Genomic DNA, 13,212 nt, shown 5'->3' with positions numbered 1-13,212 from the left:
AGCCAGGACCCCGACGTTGAAGCCAAGTCCAAGCGCTTCGGTCGCGAGATCGCCGGCCGCGGTGCCGAGTGCAAAGGTGAAGAGGATCGCCGCCCTCTGCGCTGGCCCTTGCCGCCGCGGGCGCGCGCGTCATCGTGCATTACGGACGCGGCAAGGAAGAAGCGAGAACTTCCTTTCGTCCATCGCTCCTCCCAACGCCGCTCTCTCTCTGTTTCACCAGAATGGCGCCTTGCTCGCTCGCTTTCCGGGTGCAGGCCACGCACTTGGTCAAAACGCTTCACCAATGGCCGCACAAGCGGCAGAAAACGGCGGACAAACCACGATCAACGTCGTCAGCCCGCTGGATGGTGAGGATCGGATCGGATCAGTCAGATATCTGGACCATTACCCACTTGCCGTCTTGGCCACGGTCAAGGTGTCAACCGTCCTGGCAAATTGGTTCAGCCAGGCACGCTTGGTTCTTTGGGGAGCAGGTGCTGCTGGTGTGGTTGGTTTGATAATGCTCGCCTTCGTCGCGCTTCATCTAAGGAGGCAGCGTCAACAACTGGACCTTGCGGTCAACAACATGAAGCAGGGGCTTCTGCTGTTTGACCGCTCGGAGCGCTTGATCATCTGCAACAGCCGTTACCTAGATATGTTCGGCCTATCACCCCACGTAGTGAGACCCGGATGCTCGCTGCGAGAGATCATCCAGCACCGCGACGAGACCAGCTCGTTTCTTGGCGGCGTGGATGCGCCCTCCGAACTGACTCGTGCGGCGAAATCGGGCGAACCCACACAGACCCTTACCCAGACAGCTGATGGCCGCTGGATGCAGATCATAACGCAGCCGGTGCCGCGTGGTGGATGGGTCTCAACCATCGAAGACGTTACGGACCGACGGGAATCCGAGGAGTGGATAGCCAGGCTCGCAAAGTACGACATGGTCACCGAGTTGCCGAATCGCTTCTTTTTCCTTGACCGCCTCCGCCAGGAACTCGACAGCGGCCCCGGCGTAAGCTTGGCAGTGTGTTTCCTCGACCTCGATGAGTTCAAGTCCGTCAACGACTCGCTCGGTCATTATATCGGAGACGAACTGCTGAAAAGCATCGCCGCAGCGCTTCGAGATTGCGTCGGGCCTGAAGCATTCCTGTCGAGGTTGGGTGGAGATGAATTCGCAATACTCGCGCCACATCGTGACGATGGCGATTACAGTATCGCGAGGATGATCGAAAGGATCTACGGCGCTCTTCGCAGACCACATATCTGTGGCCCATACACGCTCACGGCGGACGCAAGTATTGGGGTAGCCCTGGCTCCGAAAGACGGGAAAACGTGCGAGGACCTGTTACAGAATGCCGATTTGGCCATGTACGAAGCGAAGTCATCCGGCAAGAAGAGCTACCGGTTCTTCGAGCCGGGGATGGAAAAGCGAGCGCGTGATCGCAGGGTCCTCGAAGGGGACCTGCGCATCGCGCTTGGCGCAGGTGAAATCGAGGTTTATTTTCAGCCGATCGTTGGACTGCGCACTGGCGAGATCGTCGGCTGCGAGGCGCTCGCCCGCTGGAATCATCGGCAGCGCGGCTTTGTCTCTCCCGCTGAGTTCATTCCCGTGGCTGAGCAATGTGGGCTGATCGACCTTCTCGGAGAGCACATCCTTCGAGTTGCTTGCAACGAAGCGGCGAGCTGGCCTGTACACATGAAGGTGGCCGTCAACGTTTCTCCCGCTCAATTCAAGACGGGGGGGCTTCCCTTCAAAGTGGCTTCGGCTCTTGACCAGGCTGGGTTGGCTCCAGGTAGGCTCGAAGTGGAAATCACGGAAGCTGTCTTGATCAAGGACGACCAGCTCGCCCTTGATATTCTTCACCAATTGAGAGCCCTTGGAGTCCGATTGGCGCTTGACGACTTCGGGACCGGGTATTCCTCTCTGAGCTACTTGGGCAAGTTCCCGTTCGACAAAATTAAAATCGATCGCTCGTTCGTAAGAGAGCTGACCGAAGGGAGCAGGTCTGCCGGCATCGTAAGGGCTGTCGTGGCGCTTGCAGCAGAACACCAGATGTCGACGACGGCAGAGGGCGTGGAGACGGAACAGCAGCGGGACCTGCTGCGCGAGCTGTCATGTGATGAGATGCAGGGTTATCTTGTGAGCCGGCCTAGGCCGGCAACTGACATCAAGAAGATGCTGATTGCCGACTCACCATGTTGCCAGGTGGCGTGCTGATAGGCAGGAACCCGACGCCGCTTCACCTTTGGCCAGGCAGGTGGAGCAAGCGCCACCACTCGTCCTCCTCGTGCGATGGGGCAGAGGTGTTGTCTAGGAGCACCGCCCCGGCATTCCGCAAGCGATCTTCCCAACTGCGATAAGTGTGAATCGGCGCAACGAGTGACCGCTCAGTTAGCATCGAAAGCTCACGGCGCCGATTGGCGTCGGGATCACACGCCGATAGAGGGCTCGGCGCAGAAGGGGTATGGACCTTTTATGGTCGAGAAGCATGTTCACGATAATGGATCGTTTTATCTACATTGGCGGCTATCATAATGAAAGCCTGCGTTGTGCGGCCAATAAGGATCGCTCAGACGACGATGTCGTCAATTGCTGGGCAAATGGGGGCGAGCAGACCTAGGATAGCTACGGCATCAATGATCCGAGCGCATTCCTGACGACCATCTTGCCTTGATTCAAGCGCTTCCAGTGACGTTCAGGGACCACAGATCAGATGCTGAACAAGATTGCATAGTATTTGCAAGGGCTGCTAACCATCGCTGCCCCGTGGCATAGTCGATCTTCGTGGAATCGATCTCCAAGCTATACCGCCATCAATTCTAGCAGCGACTGCGGAGAAGTTGTCGCGGATAGCCGACTTCCTCCCGATCGCCGCCGCCACGACACCCGCTCGCGGGATCACCTAAGACGACCGGATTGCGGCGGAGATCCGGGTTGCTTGCACCGATCTCGCCACGGATGATGCGCTCAATTCACGTGATTTATCTGGAATTGTAACGGCATATTTCTCCTATCGAATCTGTCCCTAATTCCGCCGAAGCGGCCGGGCTGCTATGCAGTTGCTGTGAGCGCAAACAGGAGAGAGATTTGGTAGGCATAAGGTCCGTTCGCGGCATGAGCATCGCCGTGGGATTGTTTATGACGACTGCAACGTTTGCTTCGGCACAATCCATTTCAACGGGCGACACTGCCCGTGGCGCCCGGTCAACAAAGGACTTCTCCTCCACAAGCGGAGCCGACATCTGGGACGCCAACCACGATGGCATCTACACCTGCGATGAGTGGAAGAGCTATCTCTATCGGTTATTTACCCTGGCCGACCGCAACCGCGACGGGCATCTCGATTCATCCGAGTTCACAATAATCCGTCGGACTGGGACCAACTTCACCGACGCTGATTTCGGCTACTTTGATGAAAACCAAGATGGCAAGGTCACCCGTAGCGAGTTTGTTGACAAGCCGAGTGAGTTTATTTTGCGGTTCGACAAGAACGGTGACTGCCGCGTCACACAGGATGAAATGAAAGCCGCCAGCACTGATCAGAAGCCGTCGAATGGCCGGGGCAAGAAATTCTAACGGCGGAACACCTGTATGCGATATTCCGAAAAAAACGAAGGTGATGGAGAACAGTCCTTGCGGCTGACCCGTCGTCTCAGGTTGCTGAAGTCGCGCTCTTTGAACTGGCACTCAGCTTGTTGCGCTTGATGGCCAATGCCGCTTCGCTCTTTCGTATCGCAGTTCGAGGCGCCAGGCGCGCCGAAGCTTCGAGCGATAGGCTAGGCCCAACGACGGGCACGACCTTCAAACGAGGGGCGAAGTATGTGCGCGCCGCGGCTGATCGGAGCGAGTTGGGTAGCCAAGAGGCGCTGCGTACCGGTGGGTTCTTCCTTGGCGTAGTTGTGACGAACATCATCTGCGTTGCGTGATAACGCGATCGCCTCATTTTTTGAAACGAGGATGCGCGCGCATGAGAGGCCGCCGTGACGATGCTTCTTTCGCGTTATCATCGCGAGCGGCGGTGATGGCTCAGCCGTTGTCGGCAGCGCTGCATTTGAACGCTTCTGCCAAACGAGCTGTCGCATCAATGAAGGATTGCCGCACGGGACAAGTGTGGCACTCACATGAAATGAGAATTTAGTTCCGGGATGCGGCGTTGATCGAATGATCGGGGAGTCTTTGCCGACGCTGTCGAGCGCGGCGTCCGGATGCCCGGTACGGACAAAACACGATTTTTGCCTCGATGTCGTTGCTGACGTGTACCGAACCGATATTCAAGGCGTACAACTCGGCTTGACGTGTGCGTGATTGGTTCTAGCCGCCGGGCATCCTCGCACGTTTTTGTCGCAGCAACACAATGAAACGTTGCGGAAACAAGTGGAAAGATGGTTTGGATCACACGCGTGTATTCTCGGAGGAGACTTACCGTGGTCCTCAAATGACGGTGATGATGCCGTGATCTGATGGGGAGTTGACGGTGCAGGAGTCGCCTTCTTATTGCCTTGCCAGCATGTTGCCTCATCTTGCGAGGACTGCTCAGAACTATTTCGAAACCGGAAGCAGTCGCCGGTTCTCCGAATTGCGAGGCAAAGAAACCGTATGGCCGCGGCATCGCCTAACATTCTAGTCGTCGAAGATGACCGCGAGACGCGGACGCTGATTACGAAATATCTACGCACGAATGCCTGTAACGTAAGGACGGCAAACGACGGGCGCGAAATGGTGCGGGTGATGGCCGATTACCGTGTCGACCTTCTCATCCTAGACGTGATGCTGCCGGGTGAGGACGGCCTCAGCCTTTGCCGCAAGGTTCGCGCGGAATCGCAAATGCCGATCATCATGCTGACCGCGCGCGGCGAGGACGTCGATCGGATTCTCGGATTGGAAATGGGCGCTGACGACTACCTTGCTAAGCCGTTCAATCCGCGCGAATTGCTGGCCCGGATCAACGCGGTGCTGCGCCGCCTGGCGATCGTCCAGACGGCCAGCGCCACCAATACCAATAACGCGACCGCCGTCACTTTTCTGGGGTGGCGGATCAATTTCAGACTGCGGGAGCTGCGCAATCCGGCCGGTGCGCGGGTCGCGATGACCAGCGCCGAATTCGATCTGCTGCGCACCTTCTGCGAGCGGCCCGGCCGCGTGTTGTCGCGCGACAGCCTGCTCGATCTCACCCAGGGCCGCAACCACGGCTCATTCGAGCGCAGCATCGATGTGCTGATCAGCCGTATCCGGCGCAAGATCGAGCCCGATCCACAGGAGGCCACTGTGATCAAGACGGTACGCTCCTGCGGCTATATGTTCACACCGACATTGGATACGGTCGTGCCCCCGGAAAACCACGGATCATGAAGCTACCCGGTTTTCTCAATCCGAAGAATATCGGCGGACAGATCGCCGCGCTGGTGGTCGCTTCGATAATGGCCATCCATCTGATCCTTGCCGCAACCTTTCTTGTCTATCGGCCGGATCAGGCACCGATCGAACGCGGAAACAGTCAGCTTGCCGCGGTGGCCCAGCTTCTCGGCGCAGCGCCTGCGACCGGACGGCCACGGCTGTTCGCCGACATCGCGCGCGCATTTCCGCAACTGGCCATCGCAAGTCTGCTGCCAGGTCCAGGTCCTGTGGCGGACGAGCCTGATGGTCTCAGCCTGCGAAGTCTGCATCGCCGTCTTGGCAGCAACTATCGGGTCTTTTCGCTCCCGGCTGGGAAAGGCATCCAGAAGGTCGGTATCGTTTTGCCGGACGGCGCAACGATTTCGGCAGAGCTCACCGCAGACGAACGGCCGCGTCCGTTTTGGATTGGACCCTGGGTCCTGACATTGCTGTTCGCCGCCATTAGCGTCACTTTGCTTGGGCTGTGGACGGCTCGCGCGTTGACGGCGCCGCTGTCATCGTTCGCCAGGGCGGCCGAAAGCTTCAGCCTGAACGGCGCCCCTGCGCCGCTGCCCGAACGCGGCCCCGAAGAAATTCGTTTGGTTGCAAAGGCGCTTAACCGGCTGCGGGAACGAATTACCACTCTGATTGACGACCGCACCAAGATGCTGGCCGCCATCAGCCACGACCTGAGGACTCCGATCACCCGAATGCGCCTCCGCTCCGAATTTATCGAAGACGATGGGCATCGCAGCAGCATGCTGGGCGATCTCGATCAAATGCGATCGATGCTGGAGTCGGTGCTTTCGTTCCTGCGCAACGACCGTAGACTCGAATCCATGACGCTGGTCGACATCGCCAGCACGCTGCAGCTTGTCGCCTATCAGTTCGTCGATATGGGACACAAAGTGGCTTACGATGGGCCGCAACACGCGATGGCCACGCTGCGGCCGGACGATCTGCATCGCAGTATTACCAATCTTGTCGAAAACGCGGTCAGGTTCGGCGCCGAGACCACGATCCGCCTCACGATGTCGCCAGATAGCGTGACGATCGACATTGAGGACGATGGTCCCGGCATTTCCGATGCGCGCAAGGAAGCCATGCTCGAACCGTTCGTGCGCGGCGACGAAGCCCGGAATATGGATGAGGCTGCAGGCTTCGGTCTCGGACTTTCGATCGCGCGTGCCATCGTGCTGGCGCACGACGGCGAGCTGTCGCTCAATAACCGGCAGCCTCATGGATTGGTTGTTCGCATTAAACTGCCGATACATCAACAGATTCGGGCGGCGGCTGCCTGAGCACGCAAAGTGGTATTTGCTTGCGCGAGGCCTTCAAAAGATGAGTGGGCCTCAATACAGCGGGATCACCCGGGGATACCCGCCCGTGTCCGACGGCGGATCGAGTGGCTGTCGGTCGAGCGGCCGGTTGCTGTTCTCGCGCCCGAAAGAATATGCCGGCGGAAAGGCGTAGTCGGTGAATTTGCGATCTCCCGGAAGAACTTCAGTGCCAGCATCCAGCCATGTGCGGTTGGTTATATAGATTCGGGTATGTGGTCCGGATTGATAGGAAACGTTGGGGCCGGCAGAATCGTAACAATAGATACTGCCGCGGTCATGGTGCCTCTGCTTCTGCATCGCAGGCGCCTGGGCTGAATCGACACAGATCAACGCAACCGCCGTGAGCAAGGTGGTGAGCTTTGTCGCGCCTTTGGATTTCAGTTTCATCGCACTTTCCCGACCGGAGCGTACTGACGTCCCGCTACCAGCGGTGTCTGCCATGAGCATGGTTGATCAACCGATCAGAAGTAAAGGACGTGAGTATTGCAAGGCATTGCTTGAATGTGCGGGCCGGCAGCATCAATGCAACCCGACTGAACGGATTCGAAAGCACCGCCAGCAAACTAGCGAGGGCTGTTTGATCATCATCGAGCAACATTTTAGAACGATCGGAAATGTTTCGGAGTTCTTTTGGCCATATCGGCATCCTACCCAGCACTCGCAAGGACGAGGGTGGGTGACGCATGTATGTTGGAATGCGGGTGCGGGCAGGCTTGTTGGCCGCTCTGATCATGTTCGCCATGCCGGTATCGTCGCCAGCCGTCGCCGAGTCCGTGCCTTCGATCCAGGTCGAAGGCAACCGGCGGGTCGAAGCCGAGACTGTCCGATCGTATTTCAGACCGGACTCCGGCGGTCGCCTGGATCAGGGCGCCATCGACGACGGCCTCAAGGCGTTGATTGAGACCGGCCTGTTCCAGGACGTCAGGATCAACCGCGGTGCCGGTGGCCAGATCGTCGTCTCCGTGGTGGAAAACCCGGTGATCGGCCGCATTGCCTTCGAGGGCAACAAGAAGATCAAGGACGAGCAGCTCACCGGTGAAGTCCAGTCCAAGGCGCGCGGCACCTTCTCCCGCGCCATGGTGCAGTCCGACACCCTGCGAATCGCCGAAATCTATCGCCGTTCCGGCCGGTACGACGTTCGCGTCACGCCTGAAATCATCGAGCAGCCGAACAACCGCGTCGATCTCGTCTTCACGGTCGAGGAGGGCGCCAAGACCGGTGTCAAGTCGATCGAGTTCGTCGGCAACAGCGCGTACTCGTCGTACCGCCTGCGCGACGTCATCAAGACGCACGAATCGAACCTGCTGAGCTTCCTCGCCAGCAGCGACATCTACGATCCCGATCGGGTCGAGGCCGACCGCGACCTGATCCGCCGCTTCTATCTCAAGAACGGTTTCGCCGACGTCCAGGTCGTCGCCGCGCTCACCGAATACGATCCGGAGAAGAAGGGCTTCAACGTTACCTTCAAGATCGAGGAAGGCTCGCAATACCGGGTCGGCTCGATCGACTTCCGCTCCAGCATTCCGAACTTCGATCCCACCTCGATGCGCAACTATTCGCGCGTCAATGTCGGCTCGCTCTACGACGTCGAATCGGTCGAGAAGTCGGTCGAGGAGATGCAGATCGAGGCCTCGCGTCGCGGTTACGCCTTCGCCGTGGTCCGTCCCGGCGGCGACCGCAATTTCGAGGCGCACACCGTGTCGGTCGTGTTCAACATCGACGAGGGTCCGCGCACTTATATCGAGCGCATCAACCTTCGCGGCAACACCCGCACGCGCGACTACGTGATTCGTCGCGAGTTCGACGTCTCCGAGGGCGATGCCTACAACCGCGCACTGGTCGACCGTGCCGAGCGCCGCTTGAAGAACCTCGACTATTTCAAGAGCGTGAAGATCACGACGGAGCCCGGCTCGTCGAGCGACCGCGTGATCCTGCTCGTGGACATGGAAGAGAAATCGACCGGCGACTTCTCGATCTCGGGCGGCTACTCCACGACCGACGGTGCGCTTGCCGAAGTCTCGGTCTCCGAGCGCAATTTGCTTGGCCGCGGCCTGTTCGCCAAGGCGGCGGTCACCTATGGCCAGTATGCGCGCGGTGCCTCGCTGTCATTTGTCGAACCCTATTTGCTGGACTACCGGGTCGCGCTTGGCCTTGACGTATCCTATCGGGCGCAGCTTGCGAACGATTACGCCTCGTATAGCACCACCACGCTGGGCTTCAGTCCGCGACTTGGCTTTGCCCTGCGCGAAGATCTTTCCCTGCAATTTCGATATTCGCTTTATCAGCAATCCATCACGCTGCCCTCCATACTAAACAACTGCAATAACCTCGCGGGGCCGGCATTTTTCCCGACGCCGACTTACATCAGTACGGTTTTGGGTGGCGTCGACCCGACCGGTAATGCCCAGGCCGGCCTGCTTCCGGGCTGTTTGTCCGATGGTGAGTCGTCATTGCCCGTCCGCGAGGCATTGGCAAACGGCGCGACATGGACGTCGTCGCTGGGCTATTCGCTGAACTACAACACCCTCGACAACAACAAAAATCCGACCGACGGGCTGCTGATCGACTTCAAGCAGGATTTTGCAGGTGTCGGAGGCGACGTGAGCTACTTGAAATCCGCCATTGATGCGAAATACTACACGCCGCTGGCTGCCGATATCGTTGGCCTGATCCATGCGCAGGGCGGCATGCTCGACAGCATGGGCAGTCAGCTTAGAATGCTCGACCAGTTCCAGATGGGGCCAAATCTTATTCGTGGCTTTGCGCCAAACGGAATCGGCCCGCGCGATCTTACCTTTTACCCGTATACCGGCTCTGGCGACTCGTTGGGGGGCACCAAATACTGGGGCGTATCGGCGGAACTCCAGATGCCGTTCTGGTTTCTGCCGAAGGAGGTCGGCCTCAAGGGCGCCGCTTACGCCGATGCCGGGTCACTCTGGGACTATAAGGGTCCGACGTCCTGGACCGCAACCGGGGAAGTGAATTCACCGACCTGTCCAACCTGCGCCATGCAATATGACGACAGCAACATCATCCGGACCTCGGTAGGTGTGGGCTTGATTTGGCAGTCTCCCTTTGGGCCGCTTCGCTTCGACTACGCGGTCCCGCTCAGCAAAGGAAAATACGACATCGTGCAACAATTCAGGTTCGGTGGCGGGACGTCCTTTTGATGTTCAAGTCCGAAACACATTTCTTCAAGCGGTCATGGCGCGGTGCGAATGAGTTTATTTTGCAGAATGACAACAACGGTGATTGCCTGCGTCACGCAGAATAAACGAAAGGCGCAAGCACTCATCTATATCCGTGGAATGGCGGAAGTCGGCGTCACATCGCACCGGAGCTGCTCCGGCTGACGTGCCCTTCCTGCACTGGGGCGACGTGGACGCCGGCGGCGTGCGTATTTTCAGATTCCTCGAGGAGAACCTTCCCCGCGGCCCGCGACCGCACTTGATGACCAAGGCTCTGGCCGAGAAATCGGGACAGCCGGCGGATGCGGATCCGAGCTTGGCTTCGCTCGCTAGGTCGGAGAGCGCGGTCCGTGAGTTGGCGGAGTGGTTGGCTTTCGGACCGGAGGTGTGCCACCTCGAGCAGGAGGCGTTAGAGCCATGCTCCCTGCTGCAGGAGGAGACCTATTCTCCATAGGGCAATTAGGGCGCACGCCCTCCTTCGGCCAATCACTCAAGCGCGGACGGATGGGCCTAGCTCTGCATCTGGCGTAACCCTTTTCAACGCGAAGCAATCTCCTCGTTCAGGAATTGAATCGTGATTGCCGATGTTTCAACCGCTCCTTCGCCGTCCGTTGGCCGTCTTCGTCATAGTCCGGATCGTCGGCCGGCTCGTACCAGAGCATGATCAGGGCGAATCCGTTGAATTGCAGATAGACCTGCTCGCTCATCCTCGGAGCCTGGCGACCGCGCTCAACGTCGATCCATTGTCCGGAAGACGTGTATCCACGTCGCTTGGCACGCCGACCTGATGGCCTTTGCGATAGAACAATGACCTCTCGGGCACGGCCCTGCCGCGCAGCGCTGTGATGAAGGGAAATCTGATCTTGTTGCGGTAGTTCCGGACGACCTTGCCGTCGCGGACAACCACGAAGGCGATCGGCTCGGGATGATATTCCGCATACATTCTGGCCATTGCATCCTTGCTGACGACGAGGACGAAAAGCACGTCGCCTTGTTTCGCGAGCTCAAGCAGTTATCTGACCCCGACCTCGAGACCATCCGAATACTAATGCAGGGGTTGAAGGGGCCCGAACGGAAGTAGCCGCGATGCAGATCACGCGCATGGACCTGGCCGACAAGGGATCCCCGGAAGGGATCGTGATGGCCATCCTGAAGGCTGAACCGAACCTGCCGATTCCCGTCCCGATCGAGGAATTGTGCCGCCGGCTCGACATCATCGAGATCCAGGCGTTGACGACTGCGGGCTTCGAGGGCGGCCTGCTGACAGACCGCGAGCGGAGCAACGGGATCATCCTGGTCAAGAACGGAGTGTCGCCGCCGCCGCCGGCTCACGCTGGGCCATGAGCTCGGGCATTTCCTGATGCCGTCACACGTACCCGACACTCAAGGCCGCTTCCTTTGCTCGGAAAAGGACATGTTGCTTCTCAATCCCAAGGAAGGCGACCGCCGCGCCAAGATGGAAGTCGAGGCAAACCGCTTCTCCTCCCTGATCCTTATGCCGCCACCCGCGCTGCGGTCCGAACTCGGCAAGAGGTCGGCGCCAAGCCTTGAACAAATGCTTGGGCTCGCGAAGAAGTTCGACGGGTGAGACCACCTGCCTGACCGGTAGCCGGCTGTTCGACGCCTTCTTCACCACCAAGTCCAGCGGCATGGGAATGGGGCTCTCGATCTGCCGTTCGAGCGTGGAGGCCCATGAGGGCGGTCTATCTGCATCGCCCAATCAGGGGCCTGGGGCGACGTTTCAATTCGTCCTGCCCTCGCGACAAAAGGAGGCGTCGTGACTGAGCGTCCCAAAACACCGCGTGAGCCTATCAGCGCGAGAGAGCCGCTCGTCTTAATTGTCGAAGACGACAAATTGATGCGTGAAGCGCTCAGCAATCTCTTTGCATCGATCGGACTGGAGGTCGAGGTGTTCGGTTCGGCAACCGAAATGCTGCAAAGCACACTTCCAGATGTCGCCAGCTGCCTGGTCCTGGACATCAGGCTGCCAGGAATGAGCGGTCTGGAATTCCAAGGTGAACTCGCCAAGGCGAACGTTCATATTCCCATTATCTTCATGACCGGCCATGGCGACATTCCAATGAGCGTGAGGGCCATGAAGGGCGGGGCTGTCGATTTTCTGAGCAAGCCCTTTCGCGATCAGGATATGCTGGACGCCGTGACGGTGGCGATCGAACGGGATCGCAAGCGACGCGAGGCCGACAGGATCGTCGCGAACCTGCAAACCCACTTTCAGACCTTAACCCCTCGCGAGCGCGAGATTCTTGCCTTGGTATCGTCTGGCCTGATGAACAAGCAAATAGCTGCCGAACTCGGACTTGCCGAAATTACCGTCAAGATTCACCGTGGGCACATCATGAAGAAGATGGATGCGAGATCGCTGGCCGATCTGTTACGGAAAGCCGAAACTCTCGGAGTTCGTCGCGCCAAGCCATAGTGCTCGTCTGGCGAGGATTGAGCAACAAACCTCGACCTTCAGTGCTTCAAAAGACTGAATGCGCCTGATTGGGTACCCCGTACTCGCGCGGACAAACCTAAGTATGATTTCAGAATCCCGATTGGCGGCCCATTGTTAGTTCTGGGGCGGTGCCAAGGAGTGCGTCTTGCACCCGCGCCTGGAAGGTCGTCTTGTCAATGCTTTCGATGATTTCAGTTGTTGACGACGATGAACTCGTCCGTGACGCAACCGACAATCTACTCAGCTCAGAAGGATATCTCGTCCACACATTTGCATCGGCCGAAGAGTTCCTGCGTTCACCCCAGTTTCACAACTGCGCATGCATCGTTGCGGATGTGCAGATGCCTGGCATGAGCGGGGTGGACCTCCTCACCCATATGCGCGCGGAAGGGCACAACACGCCGTTCGTTTTCATTACGGCGTTTCCCGAAGACAGAGTGCGGGACCAGGCGCGGAAGGCCGGAGCCATTGGCTTCCTGGCTAAGCCCTTTACGGCGCCCGACTTGATCAAACATGTCGAGGCCGCCATCGATGGCGGGGATGCCGGCTAAGATCACAGGCGCCGGTTCATGATCTTGATGCGGCCCGCGCCGGCGCGTTACCCCGTCTTCAGGACACGCTCGATGCAATTCCCACGCAAAACGAAGGTATGGGGCCTCGCAAACCAAGACGACAGTCGGAACAACCTCCGTAGGGTCGAGCCGCTCGCGCTGTTCGGGCTAGGCTGGCGCCCGTAGCTGGAATGAAGAATGCGCCGGACGGCGGCTGAGACGAACGAAATGCGAAGGATGCATCCATGTCAACGGACTCGTGCGAGCTCGTTTCGAGGCTTCGCAGCTACCGCCCAAGCCCAGCAGGACTGTCGAGTAT

General features: G+C 58.7%; 14 protein-coding genes. 11 read left to right on the top strand and 3 right to left on the bottom strand.

What is annotated here, in order from left to right; genetic code table 11:
* The first annotated feature begins 76 nt into the window (after positions 1 to 76).
* From ABIB66_RS42880 to ABIB66_RS42865, 4 genes are all read left to right on the top strand, one after another.
* Complete coding sequence (locus ABIB66_RS42880) at positions 77 to 2,200, top strand: putative bifunctional diguanylate cyclase/phosphodiesterase (RefSeq protein ID WP_354259964.1); 2,124 nt, start codon at positions 77 to 79, stop codon at positions 2,198 to 2,200.
* A gap of 897 nt (positions 2,201 to 3,097) precedes the next feature.
* Entirely contained in the window at positions 3,098 to 3,559 is a 462-nt protein-coding gene (locus ABIB66_RS42875; protein ID WP_354259961.1) for an EF-hand domain-containing protein, read from the top strand.
* A gap of 1,020 nt (positions 3,560 to 4,579) precedes the next feature.
* Positions 4,580 to 5,332: a response regulator gene (locus tag ABIB66_RS42870; protein WP_354211603.1), complete on the top strand. Its 753-nt coding sequence runs from the start codon at positions 4,580 to 4,582 to the stop codon at positions 5,330 to 5,332.
* Positions 5,329 to 6,657: an ATP-binding protein gene (locus ABIB66_RS42865; protein WP_354211601.1), complete on the top strand. Its 1,329-nt coding sequence runs from the start codon at positions 5,329 to 5,331 to the stop codon at positions 6,655 to 6,657. The genes ABIB66_RS42870 and ABIB66_RS42865 overlap by 4 nt, the downstream gene beginning before the upstream one ends.
* 51 nt (positions 6,658 to 6,708) lie before the next feature.
* Here the strand turns inward: ABIB66_RS42865 and ABIB66_RS42860 are convergent, their stop codons facing one another.
* A complete protein-coding gene (locus tag ABIB66_RS42860; protein WP_354211599.1) occupies positions 6,709 to 7,083 on the bottom strand; it encodes a hypothetical protein in 375 nt (124 codons plus the stop codon).
* A gap of 296 nt (positions 7,084 to 7,379) precedes the next feature.
* On the opposite strand from ABIB66_RS42860, the gene bamA reads away from it, so the two are divergent.
* Together bamA and ABIB66_RS42850 are read left to right on the top strand one after the other, a co-directional pair.
* Positions 7,380 to 9,866 (top strand): outer membrane protein assembly factor BamA, encoded by a 2,487-nt coding sequence (gene bamA, locus ABIB66_RS42855; RefSeq protein ID WP_354259959.1) that lies wholly within the window; start codon positions 7,380 to 7,382, stop codon positions 9,864 to 9,866.
* A gap of 133 nt (positions 9,867 to 9,999) precedes the next feature.
* Positions 10,000 to 10,338 carry a Wadjet anti-phage system protein JetD domain-containing protein gene (locus ABIB66_RS42850; protein ID WP_354211596.1) on the top strand — a complete coding sequence of 113 codons (339 nt, stop codon included), beginning with the start codon at positions 10,000 to 10,002 and terminating at the stop codon, positions 10,336 to 10,338.
* Positions 10,339 to 10,444: 106 nt separating this feature from the next.
* Here the strand turns inward: ABIB66_RS42850 and ABIB66_RS42845 are convergent, their stop codons facing one another.
* Both ABIB66_RS42845 and ABIB66_RS42840 read right to left on the bottom strand, forming a co-directional pair.
* A complete protein-coding gene (locus tag ABIB66_RS42845; RefSeq protein WP_354211594.1) occupies positions 10,445 to 10,591 on the bottom strand; it encodes a hypothetical protein in 147 nt (48 codons plus the stop codon).
* Entirely contained in the window at positions 10,588 to 10,836 is a 249-nt protein-coding gene (locus tag ABIB66_RS42840) for a hypothetical protein (RefSeq protein ID WP_354259956.1), read from the bottom strand. Before ABIB66_RS42840 ends, ABIB66_RS42845 begins: the two co-directional genes overlap by 4 nt.
* A 134-nt stretch (positions 10,837 to 10,970) precedes the next feature.
* Between ABIB66_RS42840 and ABIB66_RS42835 the strand changes: the two genes are divergently transcribed.
* The 5 genes from ABIB66_RS42835 (at position 10,971) to ABIB66_RS42815 (ending at position 12,893) form a co-directional block, all read left to right on the top strand.
* Complete coding sequence (locus ABIB66_RS42835; protein WP_354211592.1) at positions 10,971 to 11,228, top strand: hypothetical protein; 258 nt, start codon at positions 10,971 to 10,973, stop codon at positions 11,226 to 11,228.
* A 16-nt stretch (positions 11,229 to 11,244) separates the two neighbouring features.
* The gene (locus ABIB66_RS42830; RefSeq protein WP_354211590.1) at positions 11,245 to 11,472 is read left to right on the top strand and encodes an ImmA/IrrE family metallo-endopeptidase; all 228 of its coding nucleotides are present in this window, start codon (positions 11,245 to 11,247) and stop codon (positions 11,470 to 11,472) included.
* The gene (locus ABIB66_RS42825) at positions 11,432 to 11,665 is read left to right on the top strand and encodes an ATP-binding protein (RefSeq protein WP_502917440.1); all 234 of its coding nucleotides are present in this window, start codon (positions 11,432 to 11,434) and stop codon (positions 11,663 to 11,665) included. Before ABIB66_RS42830 ends, ABIB66_RS42825 begins: the two co-directional genes overlap by 41 nt.
* On the top strand, positions 11,662 to 12,321 hold the full coding sequence (locus ABIB66_RS42820; RefSeq protein WP_354259953.1) for a response regulator transcription factor: 660 nt from the start codon (positions 11,662 to 11,664) through the stop codon (positions 12,319 to 12,321). The genes ABIB66_RS42825 and ABIB66_RS42820 overlap by 4 nt, the downstream gene beginning before the upstream one ends.
* Before the next feature lie 197 nt (positions 12,322 to 12,518).
* On the top strand, positions 12,519 to 12,893 hold the full coding sequence (locus tag ABIB66_RS42815) for a response regulator transcription factor (RefSeq protein ID WP_354210844.1): 375 nt from the start codon (positions 12,519 to 12,521) through the stop codon (positions 12,891 to 12,893).
* Positions 12,894 to 13,212: the final 319 nt, after the last annotated feature.

Source organism: Bradyrhizobium sp. F1.13.3 (assembly GCF_040548265.1).
In the GTDB taxonomy this organism is placed as follows: Bacteria; Pseudomonadota; Alphaproteobacteria; order Rhizobiales; family Xanthobacteraceae; genus Bradyrhizobium.
This window is presented reverse-complemented; position numbering and strand designations above follow the sequence as displayed.